24 protein-coding genes and 1 pseudogene are annotated in these 21562 nt (G+C 67.2%); 8 read left to right on the top strand and 17 right to left on the bottom strand.

From position 1 onward, the window contains the following. The coding region (gene ileS / locus V7Q39_RS09895; protein WP_333816409.1) for an isoleucine--tRNA ligase at window positions 1–2705 on the bottom strand (2705 nt) is incomplete at its 3' end. A 361-nt stretch (window positions 2706–3066) separates the two neighbouring features. Between ileS and V7Q39_RS09890 the strand changes: the two genes are divergently transcribed. The 3 genes from V7Q39_RS09890 (at window position 3067) to V7Q39_RS09880 (ending at window position 5139) form a co-directional block, all read left to right on the top strand. Continuing rightward, the gene (locus V7Q39_RS09890; protein ID WP_333816408.1) at window positions 3067–4227 is read left to right on the top strand and encodes an FAD-dependent oxidoreductase; all 1161 of its coding nucleotides are present in this window, start codon (window positions 3067–3069) and stop codon (window positions 4225–4227) included. 107 nt (window positions 4228–4334) lie between these two features. Then, window positions 4335–4703, top strand: coding sequence for a DUF2237 family protein (locus V7Q39_RS09885; RefSeq protein ID WP_333816407.1), 369 nt, complete (start codon window positions 4335–4337; stop codon window positions 4701–4703). Between the two features lie 40 nt (window positions 4704–4743). Then, on the top strand, window positions 4744–5139 hold the full coding sequence (locus V7Q39_RS09880; RefSeq protein ID WP_333816406.1) for a group III truncated hemoglobin: 396 nt from the start codon (window positions 4744–4746) through the stop codon (window positions 5137–5139). 2 nt (window positions 5140–5141) lie between these two features. On the opposite strand, the gene V7Q39_RS09875 is transcribed toward V7Q39_RS09880, so the two are convergent. The 12 genes from V7Q39_RS09875 to V7Q39_RS09820 all read right to left on the bottom strand — a co-directional run bounded on the left by V7Q39_RS09875 (window position 5142) and on the right by V7Q39_RS09820 (window position 14308). Beyond that, on the bottom strand, window positions 5142–5693 hold the full coding sequence (locus V7Q39_RS09875; RefSeq protein WP_333816405.1) for a helix-turn-helix domain-containing protein: 552 nt from the start codon (window positions 5691–5693) through the stop codon (window positions 5142–5144). A 24-nt stretch (window positions 5694–5717) separates the two neighbouring features. Further along, window positions 5718–6116: a hypothetical protein gene (locus tag V7Q39_RS09870; RefSeq protein ID WP_333816404.1), complete on the bottom strand. Its 399-nt coding sequence runs from the start codon at window positions 6114–6116 to the stop codon at window positions 5718–5720. A gap of 87 nt (window positions 6117–6203) precedes the next feature. Then, on the bottom strand, window positions 6204–6683 hold the full coding sequence (locus tag V7Q39_RS09865) for a PepSY domain-containing protein (protein WP_333816403.1): 480 nt from the start codon (window positions 6681–6683) through the stop codon (window positions 6204–6206). A 164-nt stretch (window positions 6684–6847) separates the two neighbouring features. Then, window positions 6848–8080: a tryptophan synthase subunit beta gene (trpB, locus tag V7Q39_RS09860; RefSeq protein ID WP_333816410.1), complete on the bottom strand. Its 1233-nt coding sequence runs from the start codon at window positions 8078–8080 to the stop codon at window positions 6848–6850. A gap of 50 nt (window positions 8081–8130) precedes the next feature. Further along, window positions 8131–8580 carry a GNAT family N-acetyltransferase gene (locus tag V7Q39_RS09855; RefSeq protein WP_333816402.1) on the bottom strand — a complete coding sequence of 150 codons (450 nt, stop codon included), beginning with the start codon at window positions 8578–8580 and terminating at the stop codon, window positions 8131–8133. Then, the gene (locus tag V7Q39_RS09850) at window positions 8577–9245 is read right to left on the bottom strand and encodes a phosphoribosylanthranilate isomerase (protein WP_333816401.1); all 669 of its coding nucleotides are present in this window, start codon (window positions 9243–9245) and stop codon (window positions 8577–8579) included. Before V7Q39_RS09850 ends, V7Q39_RS09855 begins: the two co-directional genes overlap by 4 nt. Continuing rightward, entirely contained in the window at window positions 9245–9598 is a 354-nt protein-coding gene (locus V7Q39_RS09845) for a LapA family protein (RefSeq protein WP_333816399.1), read from the bottom strand. Before V7Q39_RS09845 ends, V7Q39_RS09850 begins: the two co-directional genes overlap by 1 nt. Before the next feature lie 70 nt (window positions 9599–9668). Next, complete coding sequence (gene ihfB, locus V7Q39_RS09840; RefSeq protein ID WP_294983597.1) at window positions 9669–9950, bottom strand: integration host factor subunit beta; 282 nt, start codon at window positions 9948–9950, stop codon at window positions 9669–9671. A gap of 172 nt (window positions 9951–10122) precedes the next feature. Beyond that, window positions 10123–11802, bottom strand: a complete 1680-nt coding sequence (rpsA, locus tag V7Q39_RS09835) for a 30S ribosomal protein S1 (RefSeq protein ID WP_333816398.1) — start codon at window positions 11800–11802, stop codon at window positions 10123–10125. 257 nt (window positions 11803–12059) lie between these two features. Further along, on the bottom strand, window positions 12060–12692 hold the full coding sequence (locus V7Q39_RS09830; protein ID WP_333816397.1) for an NAD(P)H-dependent oxidoreductase: 633 nt from the start codon (window positions 12690–12692) through the stop codon (window positions 12060–12062). A gap of 121 nt (window positions 12693–12813) precedes the next feature. Then, window positions 12814–13680: a YihY/virulence factor BrkB family protein gene (locus V7Q39_RS09825; RefSeq protein ID WP_333816396.1), complete on the bottom strand. Its 867-nt coding sequence runs from the start codon at window positions 13678–13680 to the stop codon at window positions 12814–12816. A gap of 37 nt (window positions 13681–13717) precedes the next feature. Beyond that, a complete protein-coding gene (locus V7Q39_RS09820; protein ID WP_333816395.1) occupies window positions 13718–14308 on the bottom strand; it encodes a (d)CMP kinase in 591 nt (196 codons plus the stop codon). Between the two features lie 315 nt (window positions 14309–14623). On the opposite strand from V7Q39_RS09820, the gene V7Q39_RS09815 reads away from it, so the two are divergent. Then, window positions 14624–14830, top strand: coding sequence for a cold-shock protein (locus V7Q39_RS09815; RefSeq protein WP_294979545.1), 207 nt, complete (start codon window positions 14624–14626; stop codon window positions 14828–14830). Window positions 14831–14866: 36 nt separating this feature from the next. On the opposite strand, the gene V7Q39_RS09810 is transcribed toward V7Q39_RS09815, so the two are convergent. Next, a complete protein-coding gene (locus V7Q39_RS09810) occupies window positions 14867–15298 on the bottom strand; it encodes a hypothetical protein (protein ID WP_333816394.1) in 432 nt (143 codons plus the stop codon). A 262-nt stretch (window positions 15299–15560) separates the two neighbouring features. Here V7Q39_RS09810 and V7Q39_RS09805 point away from each other — a divergent pair, with 262 nt between their 5' ends. Beyond that, a complete protein-coding gene (locus V7Q39_RS09805) occupies window positions 15561–16307 on the top strand; it encodes a class II aldolase and adducin N-terminal domain-containing protein (RefSeq protein ID WP_333816393.1) in 747 nt (248 codons plus the stop codon). Between the two features lie 180 nt (window positions 16308–16487). Here V7Q39_RS09805 and V7Q39_RS09800 read toward each other — a convergent pair whose 3' ends face one another. Further along, on the bottom strand, window positions 16488–17105 hold the full coding sequence (locus V7Q39_RS09800; RefSeq protein ID WP_333816392.1) for an arylesterase: 618 nt from the start codon (window positions 17103–17105) through the stop codon (window positions 16488–16490). A gap of 82 nt (window positions 17106–17187) precedes the next feature. Between V7Q39_RS09800 and V7Q39_RS09795 the strand changes: the two genes are divergently transcribed. Together V7Q39_RS09795 and V7Q39_RS09790 are read left to right on the top strand one after the other, a co-directional pair. Beyond that, window positions 17188–17883 carry an ABC transporter ATP-binding protein gene (locus V7Q39_RS09795; RefSeq protein ID WP_333816391.1) on the top strand — a complete coding sequence of 232 codons (696 nt, stop codon included), beginning with the start codon at window positions 17188–17190 and terminating at the stop codon, window positions 17881–17883. Next, window positions 17880–20393 carry an ABC transporter permease gene (locus tag V7Q39_RS09790; RefSeq protein WP_333816389.1) on the top strand — a complete coding sequence of 838 codons (2514 nt, stop codon included), beginning with the start codon at window positions 17880–17882 and terminating at the stop codon, window positions 20391–20393. Before V7Q39_RS09795 ends, V7Q39_RS09790 begins: the two co-directional genes overlap by 4 nt. 80 nt (window positions 20394–20473) lie before the next feature. Here the strand turns inward: V7Q39_RS09790 and V7Q39_RS09785 are convergent, their stop codons facing one another. Further along, window positions 20474–20872, bottom strand: a complete 399-nt coding sequence (locus V7Q39_RS09785) for a response regulator transcription factor (protein WP_333816388.1) — start codon at window positions 20870–20872, stop codon at window positions 20474–20476. A gap of 75 nt (window positions 20873–20947) precedes the next feature. On the opposite strand from V7Q39_RS09785, the gene V7Q39_RS09780 reads away from it, so the two are divergent. Then, window positions 20948–21220, top strand: a complete 273-nt coding sequence (locus V7Q39_RS09780; RefSeq protein ID WP_333816387.1) for a hypothetical protein — start codon at window positions 20948–20950, stop codon at window positions 21218–21220. A gap of 121 nt (window positions 21221–21341) precedes the next feature. Here V7Q39_RS09780 and V7Q39_RS09775 read toward each other — a convergent pair. Then, window positions 21342–21562 (bottom strand): annotated as a pseudogene (locus V7Q39_RS09775) (MFS transporter); the annotation flags it as partial.

Here is a 21562-nt window from a genome sequence, read left to right as displayed (position 1 = left end):
ACCGGCGCGGCCTCCAGGCTCGCCCCGATCACCTTCGCCGTCCGCTGCACCTCCAGCGCCCCCGTCACCACGCGGCGCACGTCGCGGATCGTCTCCCATTTCGCTGCCAGCGCCGCGTCGCGCCAAGCCGCCGGGGTTTCCGGGAAGTCGACCAGATGCACCGAGCTGTCCTCGCCCGGGAACCGCTCCAGCCAGACCTCCTCCATCGTGAAGACCAGGACCGGGGCCAGCCAGGTGGTCAGCCGGTGGAACAGGATGTCCATCACCGTCCGGCAGGCCCGGCGGGTCAGGCTGGTCGGCGCGTCGCAGTAAAGGCTGTCCTTGCGGATGTCGAAATAGACCGCCGACAGGTCCGTGGTGCAGAAGGTGAAGAGTTTCTGGAACACCCCCTGGAAGTCATAGGCGGCATAGCCCGCCCGCACCTCTTCATCCAGCTCGCTCAGCCGGTGCAGCACCCAGCGCTCCAGCTCCGGCATCTCGGCCGGTTCCACCCGCTCGGCCTCGCTGAATCCCGCCAGCGCCCCCAGCATGTAGCGCATCGTGTTGCGCAGGCGGCGGTAGCTGTCGGCGACCCCTTTCAGAATCTCCTTCCCGATCCGCAGGTCGACCGTATAGTCAGACTGCGCCACCCAGAGCCGCAGGATATCGGCGCCGTAGTCTTTGATCACCTCTTCCGGCGCGACCGTGTTCCCCAGCGACTTGGACATCTTCATGCCCTTCTCGTCCAGGGTGAAGCCGTGGGTCAGCACCCCGCGATAGGGCGCCCGGCCGATGGTCCCGCAGGCCTGAAGCATCGAGGAATGGAACCAGCCGCGGTGCTGGTCGGTGCCCTCAAGGTACAGGTCGGCGATCCCGTCCGCCGCCCCGTCCTCGCGGTCGCGCAGCACGAAGGCATGGGTCGAGCCGCTATCGAACCAGACGTCCAGCACGTCGTAGACCTGTTCATAATCCGACGGGTCCACGAGGCCGTCCAGCACCCGCTCCTTGAATCCTTGCACATACCAAACATCCGCGCCCTCGGCCTCGAAGGCTGCCTTGATCCGCGCGTTGAGTTCGGGGTTCCGCAGCAGGAAGTCCGGCGCATCCGGCCGCGCACCCTTCCTGACGAAGCAGGTCAGCGGCACGCCCCAGGCGCGCTGGCGCGACAGCACCCAGTCGGGCCGCGCCTCGATCATCGAATTGAGCCGGTTGCGCCCCGTGGCCGGGGTCCACTCGACCAGCTGGTTGATCGAGTTGAGCGCCCGCCGCCGGATGGTGTCGCCATAGGTCGACATGCCGTCATCCAGCTTGCGGTCGATGGCGACGAACCATTGCGGCGTGTTGCGGTAGATCACCGGAGCCTTCGACCGCCAGGAATGCGGATAGGAATGCTTGAGCTTGCCCTTGGCGAAAAGCGCGCCGGAATAGGCCAGCTGCTTGATGACCGACACGTTCGCCGGTCCCTCCTTGCCCTCGGGCGTGATGATATGCTGCCCGCCGAACAAGGGCAGGTCCGCGCGATACGACCCGTCCGCCTCGACGTTGTAGGTCATCGGCAGCTGGAACTTGACGCCCAGCTGGTAGTCGTCGTCGCCGTGGGAGGGCGCGGTATGCACGAACCCCGTCCCCGCATCGTCGGTGACATGGTCGCCGGGGAGCATGGGAACGTCATAGTCCCACTCGTCCACTTTCTTGCCCTCGGCGTCGGCAATGCCTCGGAATGGATGCGCTAGTCCCATCTGCTCCAGTTGGACTGCGGGAACATCACGCAACTTTTCAAAGCGCGTGACCTTTGCCGCAGCCATTACGCCTTCTGCCAGCTTGTTGGCGAGAACGAGCGTTTCACCGACCGCGGCAGACGAGTTGTCCCCAACTTCCTGGACCTCGAACAAGCCATACTCGATAGCAGGATTGAAGGCGACGGCGCGGTTCTGCGGGATCGTCCAAGGAGTCGTGGTCCAGATCACAACCGAAGCCTTGCGCAGATCGTCCTGCGACCGGAGGTCCAGATCATTCTGTTGCGGCACCATCCACGGCTTGAACCGCACCCAGACCTGATGGCTCGTATGGTCGTGATACTCGACCTCCGCCTCGGCCAGAGCGGTCTTCTCCACCGGCGACCACATCACCGGCTTCGAGCCCTGATACAAAGTCCCGTTCATCAGGAACTTCATGAACTCGTCGGCGATCACCGCCTCGGCGTGATAGTCCATCGTCAGGTAGGGCCGGTCCCATTTCCCCGTGACCCCCAGCCGCTTGAACTCCTCGCGCTGGACGTCGATCCAGCCCTCGGCGAAGCGGCGGCATTCTTGGCGGAAGGCGACCGTATCCACGTCGTCCTTGTTCAGCCCCTTGGCGCGGTACTGCTCCTCGATCTTCCACTCGATCGGCAGCCCGTGGCAGTCCCAGCCCGGCACATAACGGGCGTCGCGGCCCATCATCTGCTGGCTGCGCACCACCATGTCCTTCAGCACTTTGTTCAGCGCATGGCCGATGTGCAGGTGCCCGTTGGCATAGGGAGGGCCGTCGTGCAGCACGAAGGGCGCCCGCCCGGCCGCCCGCTCGCGCAGCCGGTCATAGACCCCGATCCGCTCCCACCGCGCCAGCCACTCCGGCTCGCGCTGGGGCAGGCCCGCCCGCATCGGAAAGGTGGTCTCGGGCAGGAAGACGGTGTCGCGGTAGTCGACGGCAGTATCGGACGGGGGGGCAGCAGTATCGGCGCACATGGCAGGGAAACCTCAAGGCTCAAGGGCAGGTCGGCCCATCACGGGCCAGCGGCAAGACGAAGAAACCCGGCCAGGCCTCAGCCCGCCGGGCAAGTAATTCGCGACCGAACGACCCGCCACATCTGCATGGCGGCCTTATAGACAAAGGCCCATGCAGGGTCCAGCCCGCCCCAAGGCCCTTTCACCTGGTGACAAATATCCTCCGGGGGTTTGGGGGTGGAAAACCCCCAAGCATCCGAGGAGGAGGGCGCAGCCCCGACGACGAGACAAGAAACTTGCGCGCCAGCGCTCCGTCTCGAACCCCGCCTGCGACAAGACCCGGCCTTGCCAGAACCGCAAACCCCTGCCACCCCTTCGCCCCATGACCTACCGCATCGCCATCACCGGGGCCGGAATCGGCGGCCTTGCCGCCGCCGCCCTGCTTGCGCAGGACGGCCACAGCGTCACGCTCTACGAACGCTTCGCAACCCCGCGCCCCCTCGGCTCCGGCCTTGTCGTGCAGCCCGTCGGCCTTGCCGTCCTCGACAGCCTCGGCGCCGGGGACGAGGCCCGCGCCCTGGGCGCCCATCTCACCCGGATGCTCGGCCATTCCGGAAGCCGTATCGCGCTCGATGTCGCCTACCGCCCGGACCAGCCCGGCCTGGCCCTGCACCGGGCCGCGCTCTTCCATGTCCTCTGGCAGGCCGCCACCCGTGCGGGCGTCACGCCGCTCACCGGCCACACCGCCACCGATACGCTGGAGACGCCGGGGGCGATCCACCTCGTCACCGATCATGGCAGCCACGGGCCCTTCGACCTGATCGTCGATGCCTCCGGCGCGGGCTCGCGGCTCTCCCGGCTCACAGCCAGGCCCCTCCCGTTCGGAGCCGTCTGGGCCGATGTTCCCTGGCCCGGGACCGACCTGCCCGGAACCGAGCTTCGCCAGCGCTACCTCGCCGCCCGCCGCATGGCCGGCATCCTTCCCATCGGGCGGCTTCCCGGCGACCCGACCCCCAGGGCCGCCGTCTTCTGGTCGCTCTCCGCTGCCGAACTCGACGCCTGGCCCGACCGGGACCTTCAGGACTGGAAGGCCGAGGTCGCCGCCTTCTGGCCCGCGATGCAGCCCTTCCTGACCGGGATCACCGACAAGACCCGGCTCACCCCGGCCCGCTACAGCCACGGCAGCCTTGCCCGGCCCTACGCCAACCGTCTGGTCCATATCGGCGATGCCGCGCACCGGGCCAGCCCGCAACTGGGCCAGGGGGCCAACATGGCCCTTCTCGATGCCTTTGCCCTGGCCCTTGCCCTGCGCCAGCCGCTGGAGAAGGCGCTTCCCGCCTACCATCGCTCCCGGCGCTGGCACCTTGGCCTCTACCAGGCCCTCAGCGCCGCCTTCACCCCGCAATACCAGTCGCACAGGCGCGCCCTCCCCCTCCTGCGCGACCATGTCCTGTCTCCCCTGTCCCGGGTCTGGCCCCTGCCGCGCATTCTCACGGCCCTGGTCTCCGGCGACCTGATCCCCCCTGTCGCGGGACGCCGCTAGGCCTGGGGGCCGCCGCCCGCAACCAAGCTGTTGATTTCCTTGCGGTCGAACCGGGCGCCACGCGGGGCGCCCTCGACAACCGGCCCCCGACCTGCCATTCTGAGCCCATGAAACTCCCCTCGCTCAACGTTCTTGGAGAGGCGCTCCAGCCCTGCTCCACCGACCCCGTCACCGGGTTCTTCCGCGACGGTTGCTGCAACACCGGCCCGATGGACCGCGGTCTCCACTCCGTCTGCGCCCTGATGACGGCCGAATTCCTGGCGCTGTCGAAATACCTCGGCAACGACCTCTCCACCCCGCAGCCCAAATACGGCTTCCAGGGGTTGAAGCCCGGCGACCAGTGGTGCCTCTGCGCCTCGCGCTTCCTGCAGGCGCATGACGAAGGCGCGGCCCCGCAGGTCCGTCTTGCCGCCACGCACCAGGCCACGCTCGCCGTGGTGCCGCTGGAAATCCTGCGGCAATACGCCACCGACTGACCGGCTGGACTCAGGCCTTGTCCGGCGCGACATCTGACCCATGATCCCGCCCCGCTTCGACATCTCGCCAGACCAGATCGCCCGCGTCGTCGCGACCTTCTACGCCGCAGTCCGGCAGCACCCCGGCCTCGGCCCGGTCTTCGCCGCCCATGTCACCGACTGGCCCGCGCATGAGGAGAAGATCGCCCGCTTCTGGCGGAACGCGATCCTGCACGAACGGGTCTACGACGGGAACCCGCTCGCCGCCCACCGCGACGCGGGCAATGTCCGGCCGCCGATGTTCGAGGTCTGGCTCGGCCTGTTCGACAGCGTCCTGAAGCTGGAACTGCCCGCTGAGGCCGCCGCGCAATGGTCGGCGCTGGCCCACCGCATCGGCGCGGGGCTGCGCTACGGGCTGCTCGACAACGATCGCCCGGGGCCCCCCAGTCTGCGCTGATCCTATTTCGCCGGAAGTGCCCGGTGCTCGCCCGGTGCCGGCAGCGAGAGTTGCGGGCGGATCGTGCCGTCGTCGCGCATCAGGTCGTCGATGAACAGGCTGAGGAGCTGCGGGCGTCCGCTGACCCCCGCCTTCCGGTAGATCGCATTGGTCTGCGCCTTCACCGTCCCCTCGCTGGTCTGGCGCAGGGCGGCGATTTCCGCGGTGGACAGGCCCTTGATGGCGAAGAGCGCCACATCGCGCTCGGCCAAGGTCAGCGCCCATTCGGCGAAGCGTTCCTGCAGCAGATCGTGGAAAGCACCCGAGGCGCGGCGCAGGCTCTCCTCGGCGCGGTGCCTGTCGCGCAGGGCGCGGCGCAGCGCCAGCCCGCCAAGGCCAAGGCCAAGGCCAAGCAACAGGCCGCAGGCGGCGCCGACCTCCAGCAACTCGCGCAGCTCCCAGGGCATCGGGCCCAGCGGCAGGCCCAGCACCGAGGCGAGGATGTCGGACACGAAGAACAGCGCGCAGAGAAACTGCACGACGAAGACCAGCGCAAGCACCCAGGGGCGTCTCATGCGGGCTCTCCGTGGCTGGCGCGATCAGTCGTCATCGCCGCCTCTGTTGCCACCCTTGCCATCCCGGTCGTGGTGATCGTCGCGATCATCATCGTCGTCGTCGTCATCGTCATCGCCCCGGTCGCTGGAGCGGTCGCCGCCGCCTTCCTCCAGGTCGTCCCAGTCCCCGTCGCCATGTCCGCGCGCCACCCAAAGGTCGCGCAGGATCTCGCCGGTCGCGGGGTTGACGATGATCTCGCGCCGTCCGCCATCCCTGCTGGCGAGGATGCGGATACGGCCGAGGAAGGTGCGGCTGACGGTTTCGATACGATAGCGGTTGCGTTTCAGTTCGCGCACGATCGCGTCGACTGGATCGCGCGCCTGTGCCGCTCCCGCCATTGCGATCCCGCCCAGCAGCGCGGCCAGAAAGACCCTGCGCCTCATCTTGTGCCTCCGCCTTGTCAGGCCATCCTTGCCCAACTGCGACACCCCGGCAAGACCGGGGCGCGCAAGGGACCGCCCATCGGCGGCTCAGTCGTCGTCGCGGTCACGATCCCGGCCGCCGCGGTCACCCCGATCATGGTCGTGGTCATCCCGATCATGGTCGTGGTCATCCCGATCATGGTCGTGGTCGTCCCGATCATCGTCGCGGTCATGGCGATCATCCCGGTCATCATCCCGGCGGTCATCGTCATCCCAATGATCATCGTCGTCGCGGTCTTCGAAGTCACGCAGGCTGTCCCGGACCTTGACCCCGGTCCGGCTTTGTTCGCGGCGCGAGGCGCGGTCGGTCTCATGATCCAGAACCGCCCCGGTGGCGATGTCGTAGACCGTCTCGATCTTATTCGTGCCACGGACGGCCTCGACCTCGATCTGGGTCGGCCCCCGCTTTACCTCGATCCAGCTGTAGCCCTGCCGCTGCAGGTCGGCGACCAGCGCGTCGGTATCCACCGCCGCCAGCGCCATGCCACCCCAGATGCTGAAGCCTGCGGCCATCATCATCAGTTTCATCGTCGATCCCTTTCCGGTTCGAGGGTCCATATCGGACCCGGGCTCCGTGCCCTGTCGGCACATGGCAAACCAGCCACGGCCGCGGACCAGGGGAAATTGTCCAGGGGTTTAGTCCGGGGGCAATAAACCCAGGGGGAAGATGGATAAACCTGAGTTTATGCCGGTCAAACCGTCATCGTCACGCCCAGATGCTTGGCCACGGTGAAGATGTCCTTGTCGCCGCGCCCGCACATGTTCATCACGATGATCTTGTCCTTGGGCAGCGTCGGCGCCAGCTTCATCACCTGCGCCAGCGCATGGCTGGGTTCCAGCGCCGGGATGATACCCTCCAGCTTGCAGCACAGCTGGAACGCCTCCAGCGCCTCGGCATCGGTGATGCTGACATATTCCGCGCGGCCCACATCATGCAGCCAGGAATGTTCCGGCCCGATGCCGGGATAGTCGAGGCCCGCAGAAATCGAGAAGCCTTCGAGGATCTGCCCGTCCGCATCCTGCAACAGATAGGTCCGGTTGCCGTGCAGCACGCCCGGACGCCCGCCGGTGAGAGAGGCGCAATGCTCCATCCGGTCGTCTACGCCCTTCCCGCCTGCTTCCACGCCCACGATCCGCACCGAGGGATCGTCAAGGAAGGGGAAGAACAACCCCATCGCATTCGACCCGCCGCCGATGGCCGCGACCACCACGTCGGGCAGGCAACCGTCGCCCTCCTGCTCGGCCAGTTGCCAGCGCACTTCCTTGCCGATGATCGACTGGAAGTCGCGCACCATGGCCGGATAGGGATGCGGCCCGGCGACGGTGCCGATGCAGTAGAAGGTATCGCGCACATTCGTCACCCAGTCGCGCAGCGCGTCGTTCATTGCATCCTTCAGCGTACCGCGGCCCGAGGTGACGGGAATGACCTCGGCCCCCAGAAGCTTCATGCGAAAGACGTTCGGTGCCTGGCGTTCCACGTCATGCGCGCCCATGTAGACCACGCATTTCAGCCCGAACTTGGCGCAGACCGTGGCTGTCGCCACCCCGTGCTGGCCCGCACCCGTCTCGGCGATGATCCGGGTCTTGCCCATCCGGCGGGCCAGGATGATCTGGCCCAGCACGTTGTTGATCTTGTGCGCGCCCGTATGGTTCAGCTCGTCGCGCTTCATGTAGACCTTGGCACCGCCGAGGTGTTCGGTCAGGCGGGGCGCGAAGTAGAGCGGCGAGGGCCGCCCGACATAGTGCTTCCAGAGATCATCCATCTCGGCCCAGAAGCTCGGGTCGGTCTTGGCGAAGTTGTAGCGCTCTTCCAGCTCCAGGATCAGCGGCATCAGCGTCTCGCTGACGAAGCGACCCCCGAAGAGACCGAACCGCCCTGCCTCGTCCGGCCCGGTCATGAAGCTGTTCAACCCGTCCTCGGCCATTTCTGCCCCCTCGCTGCTGTCCTTGCATCTAGCGCCCATCGCAGGCGGCGTCAAAGCGGCTTCTTCATCCCCAGATGCGAGGCCGCGTAGCCCAACCGTTCGTAGAAGCGGTGCGCATCCTGACGGCTGCGGTCGGTCGTCAACTGGATGATCGTGCAGCCCACCGCCCGGGCGCGGGTCTCGCACTCTGCCATCAGCAGCGCGCCGATGCCCTGCGAGCGCAGGTCCGAGGCCACCCGCACCGCCTCGACCAGCGCCCGCCGACCGCCGCCGCGCGACAGGCCGGATAGGATGGTCAGCTGGCAGCAGGCGACGATGCGGCCTTCCGCTTCACCGACGATCAGCTGGTGCATCGGGTTGGCGGCGATATCGTCGAAGGCATCCAGATAGGCCTGCGGCTCCGCCCCCTCGCGCCCCTTGCCCAGGGGATCGTCGGTCAGCAGCGCCACAATGGCGGGCACATCGGCGCGGGTGGCGTCGCGGAAGCGGAGCTCGGTCATCGCAGGATCGGCACGCCGCCGCGCGTACCCTGCGCGGCCTCGACGAAGGCCGCGATCCTTGCCGGATCCTTCACCCCCGGCGCGCTTTCCACGCCCGAGGCCACGTCGACCTGCCGCGCGCCGGTCAGCCGGACCGCCTGCGCCACGTTGTCAGGGGTCAGCCCGCCCGCCAGCATCCAGGGCTTCAGCCATTTCCGCCCGACCAGAAGCCGCCAGTCGAAGGTCAGCCCGTTGCCGCCCGGCAGGACCGCATCCTTCGGGGCCTTGGCGTCGATCAGGATCTGGTCGGCGACCAGCTGGTAGTCCAGCAGCGGGGCAAGGTCGCCCTCTTCGGCCACCCCAAGCGCCTTCATCACCGGCAAGCCATGCCGCGCCTTGATCTCGGCCACGCGAGCCGGGGTTTCGCGGCCATGAAGCTGAAGCATGTCCAGGGGCACCGCCCGCACGATGGCGTCCAGCGTGGCGTCGTCGGCATCGACCAGCAGCGCCACCTTGCACAACCCGTCGGGCATCGACAGCGCAAGGGCGCGGGCCTCGTCCGGCATCACGCGGCGCGGGGATTTCGGGAAGAAATTGAACCCGGCATAGGCGCCCCCGGCCGCGACCACGGCAGCCACATCCCCGGGCGTTTTCAGCCCGCAGATCTTGACCCGGACCTTTTGCATCAACGCTTGTCCAGAAGCGCCAGCACCTCGTCCTGCGGCGGGACCGAGGTGGAATCCTTCAACACCGCAAGCTCCCGTTCCAGCCGCGTGACCTCGCGCGATTTCTGGCTGGCGGTAGCGCGGTGGCCGTGTTCGCGGAACCATTCCCAGACGAAACCGATCAGCACCCCGGCGATGATCCCGCCGAAGATGACCAGGAACAGCGGCAGTTCCATCGCCCAGGTCAGCCCGGTCAGGGCGGCCATGTCCTCGGGCAGAAGCCGCACCGGCACCGACGCACGGTTGGCCAGCGCCACGGTCAGAAGGGCCACGCCCAAAAGGGCCAGAAGCAGCAGTCTAAGATAACGGATCATATGGTTCGGCGCCCCAGGGTTCCGGGTCCAATATCGGCCCGATCCCCGCCGGGCGCAAGGCGAAGCGGGGTTACTTGCCGTTCAGCCGGTCGCGCAGAAGCTTGCCGGTCTTGAAGAAGGGCACCTTCTTGTCGTCGACCTTCACCGCCTCGCCCGTCCGCGGGTTCCGGCCCACCCGGGCGTCGCGGGCCTTGACCGAGAAAGCCCCGAAGCCGCGCAGTTCCACCCGGTCGCCCTTGGCCAGCGCCTCGATGATTTCCTCGAAGACCGTGTTGACGATCCGCTCGACATGCCGCTGGGTCAAATGCGGGTTCTCATCCGCGATCTTCTGGATCAGTTCCGAACGGATCATCCGTAGTCCCCCCTGTGGTTCGGCCCTGGCAGGGACCGCCACCATCTTGTTCTGGCAAGACTATAACGGCAGGATTTGCGGTACGGCAAATAAAAACGGGGACTTGGACGAAAGGAAAAGGCCCCGCTTGTGGCGGGGCCTTTCCGTTCAATCACAGGGCAAGGGCCGCGAACTAGCTGCGGTCCTTCAGGGCCGCACCCAGGATGTCGCCCAGCGAGGCGCCCGAATCGGACGAGCCATACTGTTCGACGGCTTCCTTCTCTTCCGCGATCTCGCGCGCCTTGATCGACAGGCCCAGCTTGCGGGTCTTCGGGTCGATGTTGGTCACGCGGACATCCACATGGTCGCCCACCTGGAAGCGTTCGGGACGCTGGTCTGCGCGGTCGCGCGACAGGTCCGAACGGCGGATGAAGGACTTCTGGCTGTTGTACTCGACCTCGATCCCGCCATCCTCGATCGCGGTCACGGTGACGGTGATGATCGCCCCCCGCTTCACGCCATCGACGGCATCGGTGAAGGTGTCGTCGCCCAGAGCCTTGATGGACAGCGAGATACGCTCTTTCTCCACGTCCACCTCGGTGACGGCGGCCTTGACCACGTCGCCCTTGCGGTAGTTCTGGATCGCTTCCTCGCCGCGCTGGTCCCACGACAGGTCGGAAAGGTGAACCATCCCGTCGATGTCGTTGTCGAGGCCCACGAACAGACCGAATTCGGTGATGTTCTTGACTTCGCCTTCGATCGCGCTGCCCACCGGGTGGGTTTCCGCGAAGACTTCCCACGGGTTGCGCTGGGTCTGCTTCAGGCCAAGCGAGACGCGACGCTTGGCGCTGTCGATTTCCAGCACCATGACCTCGACCTCTTGCGAGGTGGAGACGATCTTGCCGGGGTGCACGTTTTTCTTGGTCCAGGACATTTCGGACACGTGAACCAGGCCCTCGACCCCCGCTTCCAGCTCCACGAAGGCGCCGTAGTCGGTGATGTTGGTGACGCGGCCTTTGTGGACCGTGCCGATGGCATACATCTTCTCGACGGCATCCCACGGATCGGACTGGAGCTGCTTCATGCCCAGGCTGATGCGGTGGGTTTCCTTGTTGATCTTGATGACCTGAACCTTGACGGTCTCGCCGATCGACAGGATTTCCGACGGGTGGTTGACGCGGCGCCAGGCCATGTCGGTGACGTGCAGCAGGCCGTCCACGCCGCCCAGGTCAACGAAGGCACCGTATTCGGTGATGTTCTTGACCACGCCGTCGACGACTTGACCTTCGGTCAGGTTGCCGATGACTTCGGCGCGCTGTTCGGCACGCGACTCTTCCAGGATGGCGCGGCGCGAGACAACGATGTTGCCGCGGCGACGGTCCATTTTCAGGATCTGGAAGGGCTGCTTCATGCCCATCAGCGGGCCGGCATCGCGGACCGGACGGACGTCCACTTGCGAACCGGGAAGGAAGGCGACAGCGCCGCCCAGATCCACGGTGAAGCCGCCCTTGACGCGGCCAAAGATCGCGCCGTCGACGCGCTGTTCGGCGGCATAGGCTTTTTCCAGACGGTCCCAGGCTTCCTCGCGGCGGGCCTTCTCACGGCTGATCTGGGCTTCGCCGCGCGCATTCTCCACGCGGTCCAGATAGACCTCGACAGTGTCGCCGACATTGATGTCGGGCTGTTCGCCGGGGTTCGCGAATTCCTTGAGGTCGATGCGGCCTTCCATCTTGTAGCCGACATCGATGATGGCCTGGCCCGCCTCGATGGCGATGACCTTGCCCTTGACGACAGTGCCCTCTTCAGGGGTGTCGATCTCGAAGCTTTCCTTCAACAGGGCTTCGAAGTCTTCCATGCTTGCTTTAGCGCACATATAGATCAGTTTCCTTTTCTCGTGTTTTCACTGGCCATGCGGTTGGCTCCGCCGGTCTTGGCCCTGAATGGAAAAACACCTCCGACCGGTGAACCGGCGGACTCGAGTCCTTTCAGGATGGGCGGGCTATAGACGCATTGGCCCTGCGGGGCAAGCAGAAGGGAAGGCCGCGCAGGTCCATTCCGCCGCCGGACGAAAATGAAAAGGCAGGGACGCCGCCCTGCCTTTCCCTTGTCCGAATATCTGGGCGCGAAGCCTCAGGCGACTTCGGTGACCAGTTCGTCCAGCGACCGCCGCACCTTCTTCATCCCGGCCAGCCAGTCGCCTTCCGCCGCGCGGTAGCCCAGCGGCATCAGCGTGACCGACCGCAGCCCGCGGGCGCGCAGGCCGAGGATCTCATCCACCTTGGCCGGGTCGAAGCCTTCCATCGGCGTCGAATCCACCTCTTCCATCGCCGCCGCCGTCAGCGCCACGCCAAAGGCGATATAGGCTTGCCGCGCCGCGTGCTGGTAGTTCTCTTCCGCGCTGCGCGGCAGGAACATGGCCTTCAGCCCGTCATAATAGCCGCGCACGGAATCGGTCATCCCGCCGCGCTCGGCAGCGATCTGCTGCACCACGCCCTCGACGCGCGCATCGGTGTAGTTGTCCCAGGCCGCGAAGACCAGAAGATGGCTGCCGTCGGTCAGCTGCGCCTGGCCATAGGCCGCGTCGCGAATCTTGGCCCGCACTTCAGGGTTCGTCACCACGATCACCTCGAACGGCTGCAGCCCGCTGGAGGTGGGCGCCAGTTGCACCGCCTTCAGGATGCGATCGACCTTTTCCTGCGGCACCTTGCGCGAAGGGTCCATCTTCTTGGTGGCGTAGCGCCAGTTCAGCTTGTCCTGCAACATCCCACATTTCCTTTCCTTGCCACCGCGGTGGCCCGGTCAGGAAGATGTGCCCGGTTCCGCGCCGCAGCAAGGGATGCGGCACCGCAGCGCGCGCACAGGCCTTGTGCAAAGCGGACGGACGCTATCCCGCGGGAACGGGCCGCGCGTGGCCCCGATACACCGCACTGCGCCGGTCCAGTTCGGCGTTGATCTCCGCTCCGACCAGCACCATCACCGTCGAGAGCCATATCCACAGCATCAGCACTACCACCGCCGCCAGCGAGCCATAGGTCTCGTCATAGCTGCCGAAGTTTGCGACATACCAGCCGAAGCCTGCCGAGGCCGCGACCAGGCCAATGGCAGCCACAACCGCCCCCGGCGTGATCCAGACCCATTCCGCATCCGGCCTGTCGGGCGCCCAGGCGTAGATTGCCGCCAGCACCGCCAGCAGCAGCGCCAGGATCGCGGGCCAGCGCAATGTCAGGACCAGCGTCTCGCCGAATTGACCCATCCGGTCGACCAGGAAGGGCAGCAGGCCCACCAGCACGCCCAGCACGATGACCAGGACGATGGCCCCCAGCGTGAACCCCAGCGCGACCAGATTCAGCCGCAGAAAGCTGCGTGTCTCCTTCGCGTCATAGGCGATCCCCAGGGCCTCGATCAGCGCCTTGGTGCCCCCGTTCGCCGACCAGAGCGCGATGACCAGCGCGATCAGCGCGGTCAGCGACAGCGTGCCGCCTGCCTTGCCTGCGATCCGGGTGGCCTGCTCGGTGATCAGCGCGGCCGCCTCCTCGGGCAGGACGCTGCCCACCGGGGCCATGAGGCCGGGAACCTCGGCAGGGGCCATGATCAGCCCGAAGACCGAGATCAGCGCCGTGATCGCCGGGACGATGGCGAGAAGCGCGTAGAAGGTGACGCCCGCCGCCACCGCCAGCACCCGGTCACGGTCGATCTCGACCTTCACGTCGCGCAGGAAATCCAGAAGGTCGGCGAAGGATCGGATCGGCATGGGCGGGCTCCTTTGCAGGGAAACCCATGAAGCGCGGTCAAGTTCCGCGCAGCCGCGCCGCCACCACCGCCACGGCCGTCGCCACCGCCTCGTCAATCGCCATCGCACTGGTGTCGATCACCACCGCATCCGTCGCGGGCTTCAGGGGCGCATCCGCGCGGCCCATGTCGCGCGCGTCACGCTCCTTCACCTCGGCCAGGACCCGGGCCTCGTCGCCCCCCAGCTCCAGCCAGCGGCGGTGGGCGCGCACCTCGGGACTGGCGGTGACGTAAAGCTTCACCTCGGCGTCCGGGCAGATCACCGTGCCGATGTCACGCCCGTCCAGTACCGCGCCGCCCTCGCTGCGCGCAAACCGGCGCTGGAAGTCGACCAGCGCCGCACGCACCTCGGGCAAAGCCGCGACCCGGCTCGCCGCCTGCCCCGCCTCCAGCGTCCGAAGGTCGCCGCGCGTCAGGTCCCCGGGTGTCAGCTCGCGGGCCGCCCTGGCCGGATCCCCGCCCTTCACCCCCACCGCGCGGTAGAGAAGCCCGGTGTCCAGATGCCGGAACCCGAAACGATCCGCCACGGCGCGACTGATCGTGCCCTTGCCCGCCGCTGCCGGACCGTCGATTGCCACCGTGAAGATCATCGTCCTGCCTGCCGCTTTGCGCCCTGCGGGAGTATTTTGAAAACGGCGGGCCGTGAAGAGGGTTTCACACCGCACGAAACCCGGGGCGGCAAACGGCCCTGGACCACAACCCCTTGAATTCCCTGTCCGCGCCTGACGGACCGCACTGATTTTCCGAGTTTTCCACTTGGATTCGTAGACGAATCTGACTATCTTCCCCGCGCGACGTTATCTTTTCGACCACTGTCTCCGACCATCGGCCACAGCAATCGACTTCAAGCTGACGGGGCCAAGCCGCCGCATTCCGCGGGCGGTATGACTTGAGGAGACTTCACGATGGCCAAGGGCACCGTGAAATGGTTCAATGAAACCAAAGGCTACGGCTTCATCGCCCCGGAAGGCGGCAAGAAGGACGTGTTCGTCCACATCACCGCGCTGGAGCGTGCGGGCCTGCGCAGCCTGAAAGACGGCCAGCCGGTCACGTTCGACATCGAATCCGGCCGCGATGGCCGCGAAAGCGCGACCAACCTGGCGCTGGCTTAAGCCAAGCAGGGGGCGGTTCGCCGCCCCCACACCCTTTCAGTTCATCGTGATTGCGACCCGGTCCCGCAAGACATGGTCGAAGCCGATCCGGAAGCTGGTCTCCGACACATCCTCCGGCAGGCAAACCGCCGTGCGGCGCCCCAAAGGGTACGCCGGCACGTCGAACTCGCGGCTGACCAGCATCACCCGCATCTTCGCATCCCCGGCGATCAGCGTGGAAATCGCCCGTTCCGCCCCGGCGATTCCGCCGAACCCGTCGCAATCCATCACGAAAAGATCATAGCCGAACGGATCGTCCAGGATCGCGGTAACCGCATCCTCTAGATCGTCCGCCATATCGACGACACTGCCGTAATCGACAAGCCGACGCCCCGTGCTGCCTTCTGCGCGGTCGGTCAGCAGCATGACCCGGACGCCCAGGGTATGCGGCTGAACCTGGTGGCGGCTGGTCTGAATGAATGGTTGCACGCGCACTCCTCCACTACCTTCGGCCAATCTCGTTGAACAATGCGGAGAGCATTCGCCCGAATAAAGGAAAGTTGCGGGAAAAATCACCAGATCACTGCCACATTCAAGCCAGAGTTGCCTTATTCCGGCCAAAATCCCGCGCCCAGGTTGTAAGACTCATCCCTCACGTTGCAGGCGTATCCCCGAGGATGCTGTTAACCTATTCTGAGCCGGAGTGCAGCCCTTCATTGGGGCGGCGCCTGATTCGCGGCAGGAGATCAGCATGAATCATCACACCAACATGACCTTCCTCGACCTCCGGCAGGACCTTGCCGCCGCCTTCCGCTGGACCGCGCGGCTGAACCTGCACGAGGCGGTCGCGAATCATTTCTCGCTGGCGGTGAACCCTTCGGGCACCCGCTTCCTGATCAACCCCAACGGCCGCCATTTCAGCCGGATCACCGCCTCCTCGCTGGTCGAGATCGACGCCAACGACCCGGACACCATGTCCCGCCCCGACGCGCCGGACCCGACCGCCTGGGGCCTGCACGGCTCGATCCACCGCGCCTGCCCCCATGCGACCTGCGTCATGCATGTCCACTCGATCCATGCGACCGTCCTCGCCAGCCTGGCCGACTCGCGCCTGCCTGCCATCGACCAGAATACCGCGATGTTCCACAACCGCCACGTCATCGACGATCACTATGGCGGCATGGCCTTCGAGGAAGAGGGGGCCCGCTGCGCGCATCTTCTCTCCGATCCGAAGATCACCACGATGATCATGGGCAACCACGGCGTCCTGGTGATCGGGCGCAGCGTCGCCGAGACCTTCAACCGCCTCTACTATTTCGAACGCGCCGCCGAGACCTACATCCGCGCGCTGCAGACCGGCCGCCCCTTGCGCGTTCTGCCCGAAGACATTGCCGAAAAGACCGCGCAGGAATGGGAGGCCTACCCCGGTTTCGCCGAAGCCCACCTGCGCGAATTGCGCGCGATCCTCGACGCCGAAGATCCGGGCTACGCCCATTAGGGCGCGACAAGGCCCTGGAATAACGGGGCGGACCCGAGCTCTGATCCGCGGGACAAGCGTCATTCCACGCAGGGTCTCCAGCCGCCGCCCAGCATATGCGTCGCCGCGCGCTCGGTGCCCTTCACCCGCTCCGCGCGGTCCTCGGGCCAGCGCGCCAGGTTCCCGGCATCTCGGCCTGACCTAGGGCATCCCCACCTTCGCCAACAACTCCTCGACCTTCGGTCCCAGCCCCTCGACGATCAGCTTCACGCCTTCCGGGTTCGGGTGCAGCCCGTCCGCCTGCATGAAGGCCGCCAGCGAGGCCGGATCGGCAGGGTCCGCCCCCGCCGCGCGCAAGCCGGCGAAGAAGTCATCCGCAAGCAAGGTGCCGTATTGCCCGGCCAGATCGCCATACATCGCGTCGAAAGCCGCCTTGTACTCCGGCCCGAAATTCCCCGGCGCCTTCATCGCTACCAGCAGAACCGGCAGCTCCCGCGCCGAAGCCTCCTTCAGGATGCCCTCCAGATTCGCCTTCGACGCCGCCGGATCGATACCGCGCAACAGGTCGTTCCCCCCCAAGGTCACGATCAGGGCATCCGCATCCGGTCCCAAAGCCCAGCCGATCCGCGCCAATCCCCCCGCTGTCGTATCCCCCGACACGCCCGCGTTCTGCACCACCACGTCGTGCCCCCGGGCCTTCAGCCATCCCTCCAGCACCGGCACTAGACCCGTTGCGGGGTCCGCCAACCCGTAGCCTGCCGTCAAACTGTCGCCCAAGGCCACAACCGTCACCGGCTCCGCCGCGACCGTTCCGGCCATCAACAACGTGACCGCAAGGCCATTGCGCACCCAACGTATCGCCCCATATCCCTTTGACAAGACAGCCCCAGGGAACCCCCGCATGACCGACGCCATCCTCGCTGTCACCGACGCGCGGCTCACTCTTGCGGGCAATGCCGGCCCGGTCGAAATCCTGAAAGGCATCACGCTAACCATCCAGCGGGGCGAGACGGTCGGGCTGATCGGGCCATCGGGGTCGGGCAAATCGTCGCTCCTCATGCTTCTGGGCGGGCTGGAGCGTGCCACCGGCGGCAAGGTTCTGGCCTTGGGGCAGGACCTGACCGCGATGGACGAAGATGCGCTCGCCCGCTTCCGCCGGGGGAATATGGGGGTTGTGTTCCAAAGCTTCCACCTCATTCCGACGATGACAGCGCTAGAGAACGTGGCCCTGCCGCTGGAACTGGCCGGGGCGGCGGACGCCTTCGACCGCGCCCAGGCGGAGCTGGCCGCCGTCGGCCTCGGCCCCCGGATGCACCATTATCCCAGCCAGATGTCCGGCGGCGAACAGCAGCGTGTGGCACTGGCCCGTGCCGCCGTTCCCCGGCCCGCGATCCTTCTGGCGGACGAGCCGACCGGCAACCTCGATGGCGTGAACGGGCAGGCGATCATGGACCTGCTCTTCTCCCTCCGCGACCGCCATGGCGCGACGCTGGTCCTTGTCACCCATGCCCCCGAACTTGCCCAGCGCTGCGACCGGGTGATCCGCCTCGCCGATGGCCTTGTCGTGCCCGACGCCCACGCGAAAGCCGCCGAATGAGCCTCGCCTTCACCATCGCCCGGCGCGAACTGCGGGGCGGCCTCAAGGGCTTTCGCGTCTTCCTCGCCTGCCTGGCCCTCGGTGTCGCCGCCATCGCCGCCGTCGGCACCCTGCGTGCGGGCATCCAGCAGGGGCTTTCTGACCAGGGCGCCGTCATCCTCGGCGGCGATGCCGAGATGCGCTTCACCTACCGCCCCGCCGACGCCGACGAACGCGCCTATATGGACCGGATCGCCACGCAGGTCTCCGAGGTCTATGACTTCCGCTCCATGGCGCTGACCCCCGGCGACCAGGCCCTTACGCAAGTGAAGGCGGTGGACAGCGCCTGGCCCCTGACCGGCGCCGCCCAGCTCGACCCCGCCATTCCCGTCAACGAGGCGCTGGCCGACACCGACGGTCTTCCCGGCGCGATCATGGACCCCGTCCTGATCGACCGCCTCTCCCTCGCCATCGGCGACACGTTCCGGCTCGGCACGCAAGACTTCCGCCTCACCGCCGCCCTGACCCGCGAACCCGACTCCGCCTCCACCGGTTTCACCCTCGGCCCCCGTACCGTCGTCCGCGCCGACGCGCTTGCCAACTCCGGCCTCCTCGCAAGCGGCTCGATGTACGAAACCCGCTACCGCCTGATCCTGCCCCCCGACGCCGACCTGCAAACCCTTGAGACGCAAGCCGAAGCCACCTTCCGCGACAAGGGGATGCGCTGGACCGACAGCCGCAATGCCGCCCCTGGCATCGACCGCTTCGTGACCAATATCGGCAGTTTCCTCGTCCTCGTCGGCCTCGCCGGGCTGGCGGTGGGCGGCGTCGGCATCTCCGCCGCGATCCGCGCCTATCTCGACGGCAAGACCGCCACCATCGCCACCCTCAAGACCCTCGGCGCCGAGGGTGGCCTGATCTTCCGCAGCTACCTCTGGCAGACCGCGCTCCTCTCCGCCCTCGGCATCGCCCTGGGCCTTGCCCTGGGCGCCGTCATCCCCCTCCTCGCCGCCCCGCTGATCGAGGCCTCGCTCCCCTTCCCGACTGATCTCCGCCTCGCCCCCGGCGCCCTTCTGGAAGCCGGCTTCTACGGCACGCTCTCGGCCCTGATCTTCACCCTTCTGCCCCTCGCCCGGACCGAACGCATCCGCCCCGCCGCCCTGTATCGCGGCGGCAGCGGCACCCGCACCTGGCCCCGCAAACGCTACCTCGCCGCCCTCGTCCTCCTCGCCGCCACCCTCATCGGCAGCGCCACCTGGCTCTCCGGCATCCCCGAGCTCGCCCTCGGCGCGGCGGGCGGCGTGCTCGGCGCCCTTCTCATCCTCGCCCTCGCCGCCGCGGGCCTGCGCGCCGCCGCAAGACGCCTCGCCCGCACCCGCCTCACAAGGGGCCGCCCCGCCACCCGCGCCGCGCTGGCCGCCATCGGCGCGCCAAGGTCCGACGCCACTTCCGTCATCCTCTCGCTCGGCCTCGGGCTCTCCGTCCTCGCCGCCGTCGGCCAGATCGACTGGAACCTGCGCCAGGCCATCGCCACCGACCTGCCCACCCGCGCCCCCGCCTTCTTCTTCATCGACATCCAGCCCGACCAGATCGACCCCTTCCTCGCGCTGATGAAAGCCAACCCCGCCGTCACCGAGACGGAAGCCGCCCCGATGCTGCGTGGCGTGATCACACAGATCAACGGCAAGCCCGCACGCGAAGTCGCAGGCGACCACTGGGTCGTCCGCGGCGACCGCGGCATCACCTACGCCGCCACGCCCGGCCCCAAGACCCGCATCACGGCGGGAAAATTCTGGCCCGAGGACTACAGCGGAGACCCCCAGATCAGCTTCGCCGCCAAGGAAGCCGAGGAAATCGGCCTGAAACTCGGTGACACCATGACCGTCAACATCCTCGGCCGCGACATCACCGCGACCGTCACCTCCTTCCGCGAGGTCGACTTCTCCAACGCCGGGATCGGCTTCGTGATGACGCTGAACCCCTCGGCCCTTGCCGGAGCCCCCCACAGCCACATCGCCACCGTCTACGCCCCGCCCGAGGCCGAGGCGCAGATCCTGAAGGAGGTGACGAAGACTTGGCCCAACATCACCGCCATCGGCATCCGCGAAACGGTGGACCGCGTGGCCGAGGCTCTGTCCGCCATCGCCACCGCCACCGCCTGGGCCGCCGCCGGGACGCTTCTCACCGGCTTCGTCGTGCTGATCGGCGCGGCCGCGGCAGGCGAACGCGCCCGGATCTACGAATCCGCGATCCTGAAGACCCTGGGCGCGACGCGGGGGAAAATCCTCGCCAGCTTCGCGCTCCGCTCCGCGCTGATGGGCGCTGCCGCGGGTGTTGTCGCCGTCATCGCGGGCGGGATCAGCGGCTGGGCGGTGATGACCTTCGTAATGGATACAAGCTACCGCTTCGAGCCGCTCTCCGCCCTCGGCATCGTCGCGGGCGGCGTCCTCGCGACCCTTCTCGCAGGCCTTTTCTTCGCGCTGAGGCCGCTCTCGGCGCGCCCGGCGGGGACCCTCCGCGCGCAGGAATAACCGATCGTCGTCTCCTTCGCCGCTCCTCGCAAGGGCGGCCGACCGACGAGAAGACGAAGTCGCACGAAGAGAGGCGACGTTCACCCCGCCAGCAGCCGCCGCACCTCGGCCCGCAGGTCCTTCAACTCGAAGGGCTTGGAAATGAAGCCATCGGCCCCGAGTTCCATCCCGCGCCTGCGCTCCAGCGCCGAGCCGCGGGCGGTCATCATCAGCACTTTCACCGTCGCCAGCGCCGGGTCGGTGCGGATGCCGGCGCAGATGTCGTAGCCCGAGACCTCGGGCAGCATCACATCCAGCAGAACCAGGTCGGGCCGGGTGTCGCGGATGCGGGGCAGCGCCTCGGCCCCCGAGGCCACGCGGTCATGGCCGTAGCCTTCGCGGGTGATCAGGAATTCCAGCGCGGCGGCGATATTGTCCTCGTCCTCGACCACCAGGACACGAGGTCCGGGGGCGGGGGGATCTGCTGCAAGGGCAGTCATCGCCCGCCCCCGGTGGCACGGGGGCTTGTGCGGGCGGCCGGGATCGGGAAACTGGCAGGAAAGGGAGGACGACCCGTGACCCAGCTTATCGAGGCGCAGCTTCTGGACCCGTTCCGTATCGGCCTGATCGTGGCCCTGGTCATCACGATGTACCGCACGCAGGCCGTGACCGGGACGCTTCTGCCGCTGGCGGCGGGCGTGGTCTTCGTCGCGGTGATCCTGCCCGCGACGCAGGGGGCCGGCGCGTCCGGCCTCACCCAGGCCGTCGCGGCGGGGATCGTCTCGAACCTGGTCATCCTCGGCATCGTGCTTGCCCTTGCCATGATCATCCGGCGCCTGCGCAGTTGAGGCCAAAAGCGGCGGGCCCTTCAGAGGTCCGCCAGTCTGCGCCCGGAGAAACCCATAATCCGGCTTGTCGGGGCGCAGGGGTCCGGGCCGAGGCGATGCGCCCCGGCCCGGTGTCAGGCTCTTACCGACCGTCGTCGGCGAAGATGTCCTTCTTGTGCGTGCCGCCCGGCACGAAGAGCGTGCCGATCACCACCGTCATCATCGCCACCACGATCGCATACCACAGGCCCGCATAGATGTTGCCGGTCTGGGCCGAGATCGCGAAGGCCGTGGCGGGCAGGAGGCCCCCGAACCAGCCGTTGCCGATGTGGTAGGGCAGCGACAGGCCGGAGTAGCGGATGC

It is taken from the genome of Tabrizicola sp., from assembly GCF_036781545.1.
Taxonomy (GTDB): Bacteria; Pseudomonadota; Alphaproteobacteria; order Rhodobacterales; family Rhodobacteraceae; genus Tabrizicola.
Note: the sequence above shows the minus strand (reverse complement) of the source record. Positions and strands in the feature narration are given on the sequence as shown.

What these genes read in the sequence shown, in the direction of transcription:
- V7Q39_RS09890 (WP_333816408.1), top strand. Translation starts at nt 3,067, where the DNA reads ATGACCTACCGCATCGCCATCACCGGGGCCGGAATCGGCGGCCTTGCC.
- V7Q39_RS09885 (WP_333816407.1), top strand. Translation starts at nt 4,335, where the DNA reads ATGAAACTCCCCTCGCTCAACGTTCTTGGAGAGGCGCTCCAGCCCTGC.
- V7Q39_RS09880 (WP_333816406.1), top strand. Translation starts at nt 4,744, where the DNA reads ATGATCCCGCCCCGCTTCGACATCTCGCCAGACCAGATCGCCCGCGTC.
- V7Q39_RS09875 (WP_333816405.1), bottom strand. Translation starts at nt 5,693, where the DNA reads ATGAGACGCCCCTGGGTGCTTGCGCTGGTCTTCGTCGTGCAGTTTCTC.
- V7Q39_RS09870 (WP_333816404.1), bottom strand. Translation starts at nt 6,116, where the DNA reads ATGAGGCGCAGGGTCTTTCTGGCCGCGCTGCTGGGCGGGATCGCAATG.
- V7Q39_RS09865 (WP_333816403.1), bottom strand. Translation starts at nt 6,683, where the DNA reads ATGAAACTGATGATGATGGCCGCAGGCTTCAGCATCTGGGGTGGCATG.
- trpB (WP_333816410.1), bottom strand. Translation starts at nt 8,080, where the DNA reads ATGGCCGAGGACGGGTTGAACAGCTTCATGACCGGGCCGGACGAGGCA.
- V7Q39_RS09855 (WP_333816402.1), bottom strand. Translation starts at nt 8,580, where the DNA reads ATGACCGAGCTCCGCTTCCGCGACGCCACCCGCGCCGATGTGCCCGCC.
- V7Q39_RS09850 (WP_333816401.1), bottom strand. Translation starts at nt 9,245, where the DNA reads ATGCAAAAGGTCCGGGTCAAGATCTGCGGGCTGAAAACGCCCGGGGAT.
- V7Q39_RS09845 (WP_333816399.1), bottom strand. Translation starts at nt 9,598, where the DNA reads ATGATCCGTTATCTTAGACTGCTGCTTCTGGCCCTTTTGGGCGTGGCC.
- ihfB (WP_294983597.1), bottom strand. Translation starts at nt 9,950, where the DNA reads ATGATCCGTTCGGAACTGATCCAGAAGATCGCGGATGAGAACCCGCAT.
- rpsA (WP_333816398.1), bottom strand. Translation starts at nt 11,802, where the DNA reads ATGTGCGCTAAAGCAAGCATGGAAGACTTCGAAGCCCTGTTGAAGGAA.
- V7Q39_RS09830 (WP_333816397.1), bottom strand. Translation starts at nt 12,692, where the DNA reads ATGTTGCAGGACAAGCTGAACTGGCGCTACGCCACCAAGAAGATGGAC.
- V7Q39_RS09825 (WP_333816396.1), bottom strand. Translation starts at nt 13,680, where the DNA reads ATGCCGATCCGATCCTTCGCCGACCTTCTGGATTTCCTGCGCGACGTG.
- V7Q39_RS09820 (WP_333816395.1), bottom strand. Translation starts at nt 14,308, where the DNA reads ATGATCTTCACGGTGGCAATCGACGGTCCGGCAGCGGCGGGCAAGGGC.
- V7Q39_RS09815 (WP_294979545.1), top strand. Translation starts at nt 14,624, where the DNA reads ATGGCCAAGGGCACCGTGAAATGGTTCAATGAAACCAAAGGCTACGGC.
- V7Q39_RS09805 (WP_333816393.1), top strand. Translation starts at nt 15,561, where the DNA reads ATGAATCATCACACCAACATGACCTTCCTCGACCTCCGGCAGGACCTT.
- V7Q39_RS09800 (WP_333816392.1), bottom strand. Translation starts at nt 17,105, where the DNA reads ATGGCCGGAACGGTCGCGGCGGAGCCGGTGACGGTTGTGGCCTTGGGC.
- V7Q39_RS09795 (WP_333816391.1), top strand. Translation starts at nt 17,188, where the DNA reads ATGACCGACGCCATCCTCGCTGTCACCGACGCGCGGCTCACTCTTGCG.
- V7Q39_RS09790 (WP_333816389.1), top strand. Translation starts at nt 17,880, where the DNA reads ATGAGCCTCGCCTTCACCATCGCCCGGCGCGAACTGCGGGGCGGCCTC.
- V7Q39_RS09785 (WP_333816388.1), bottom strand. Translation starts at nt 20,872, where the DNA reads ATGACTGCCCTTGCAGCAGATCCCCCCGCCCCCGGACCTCGTGTCCTG.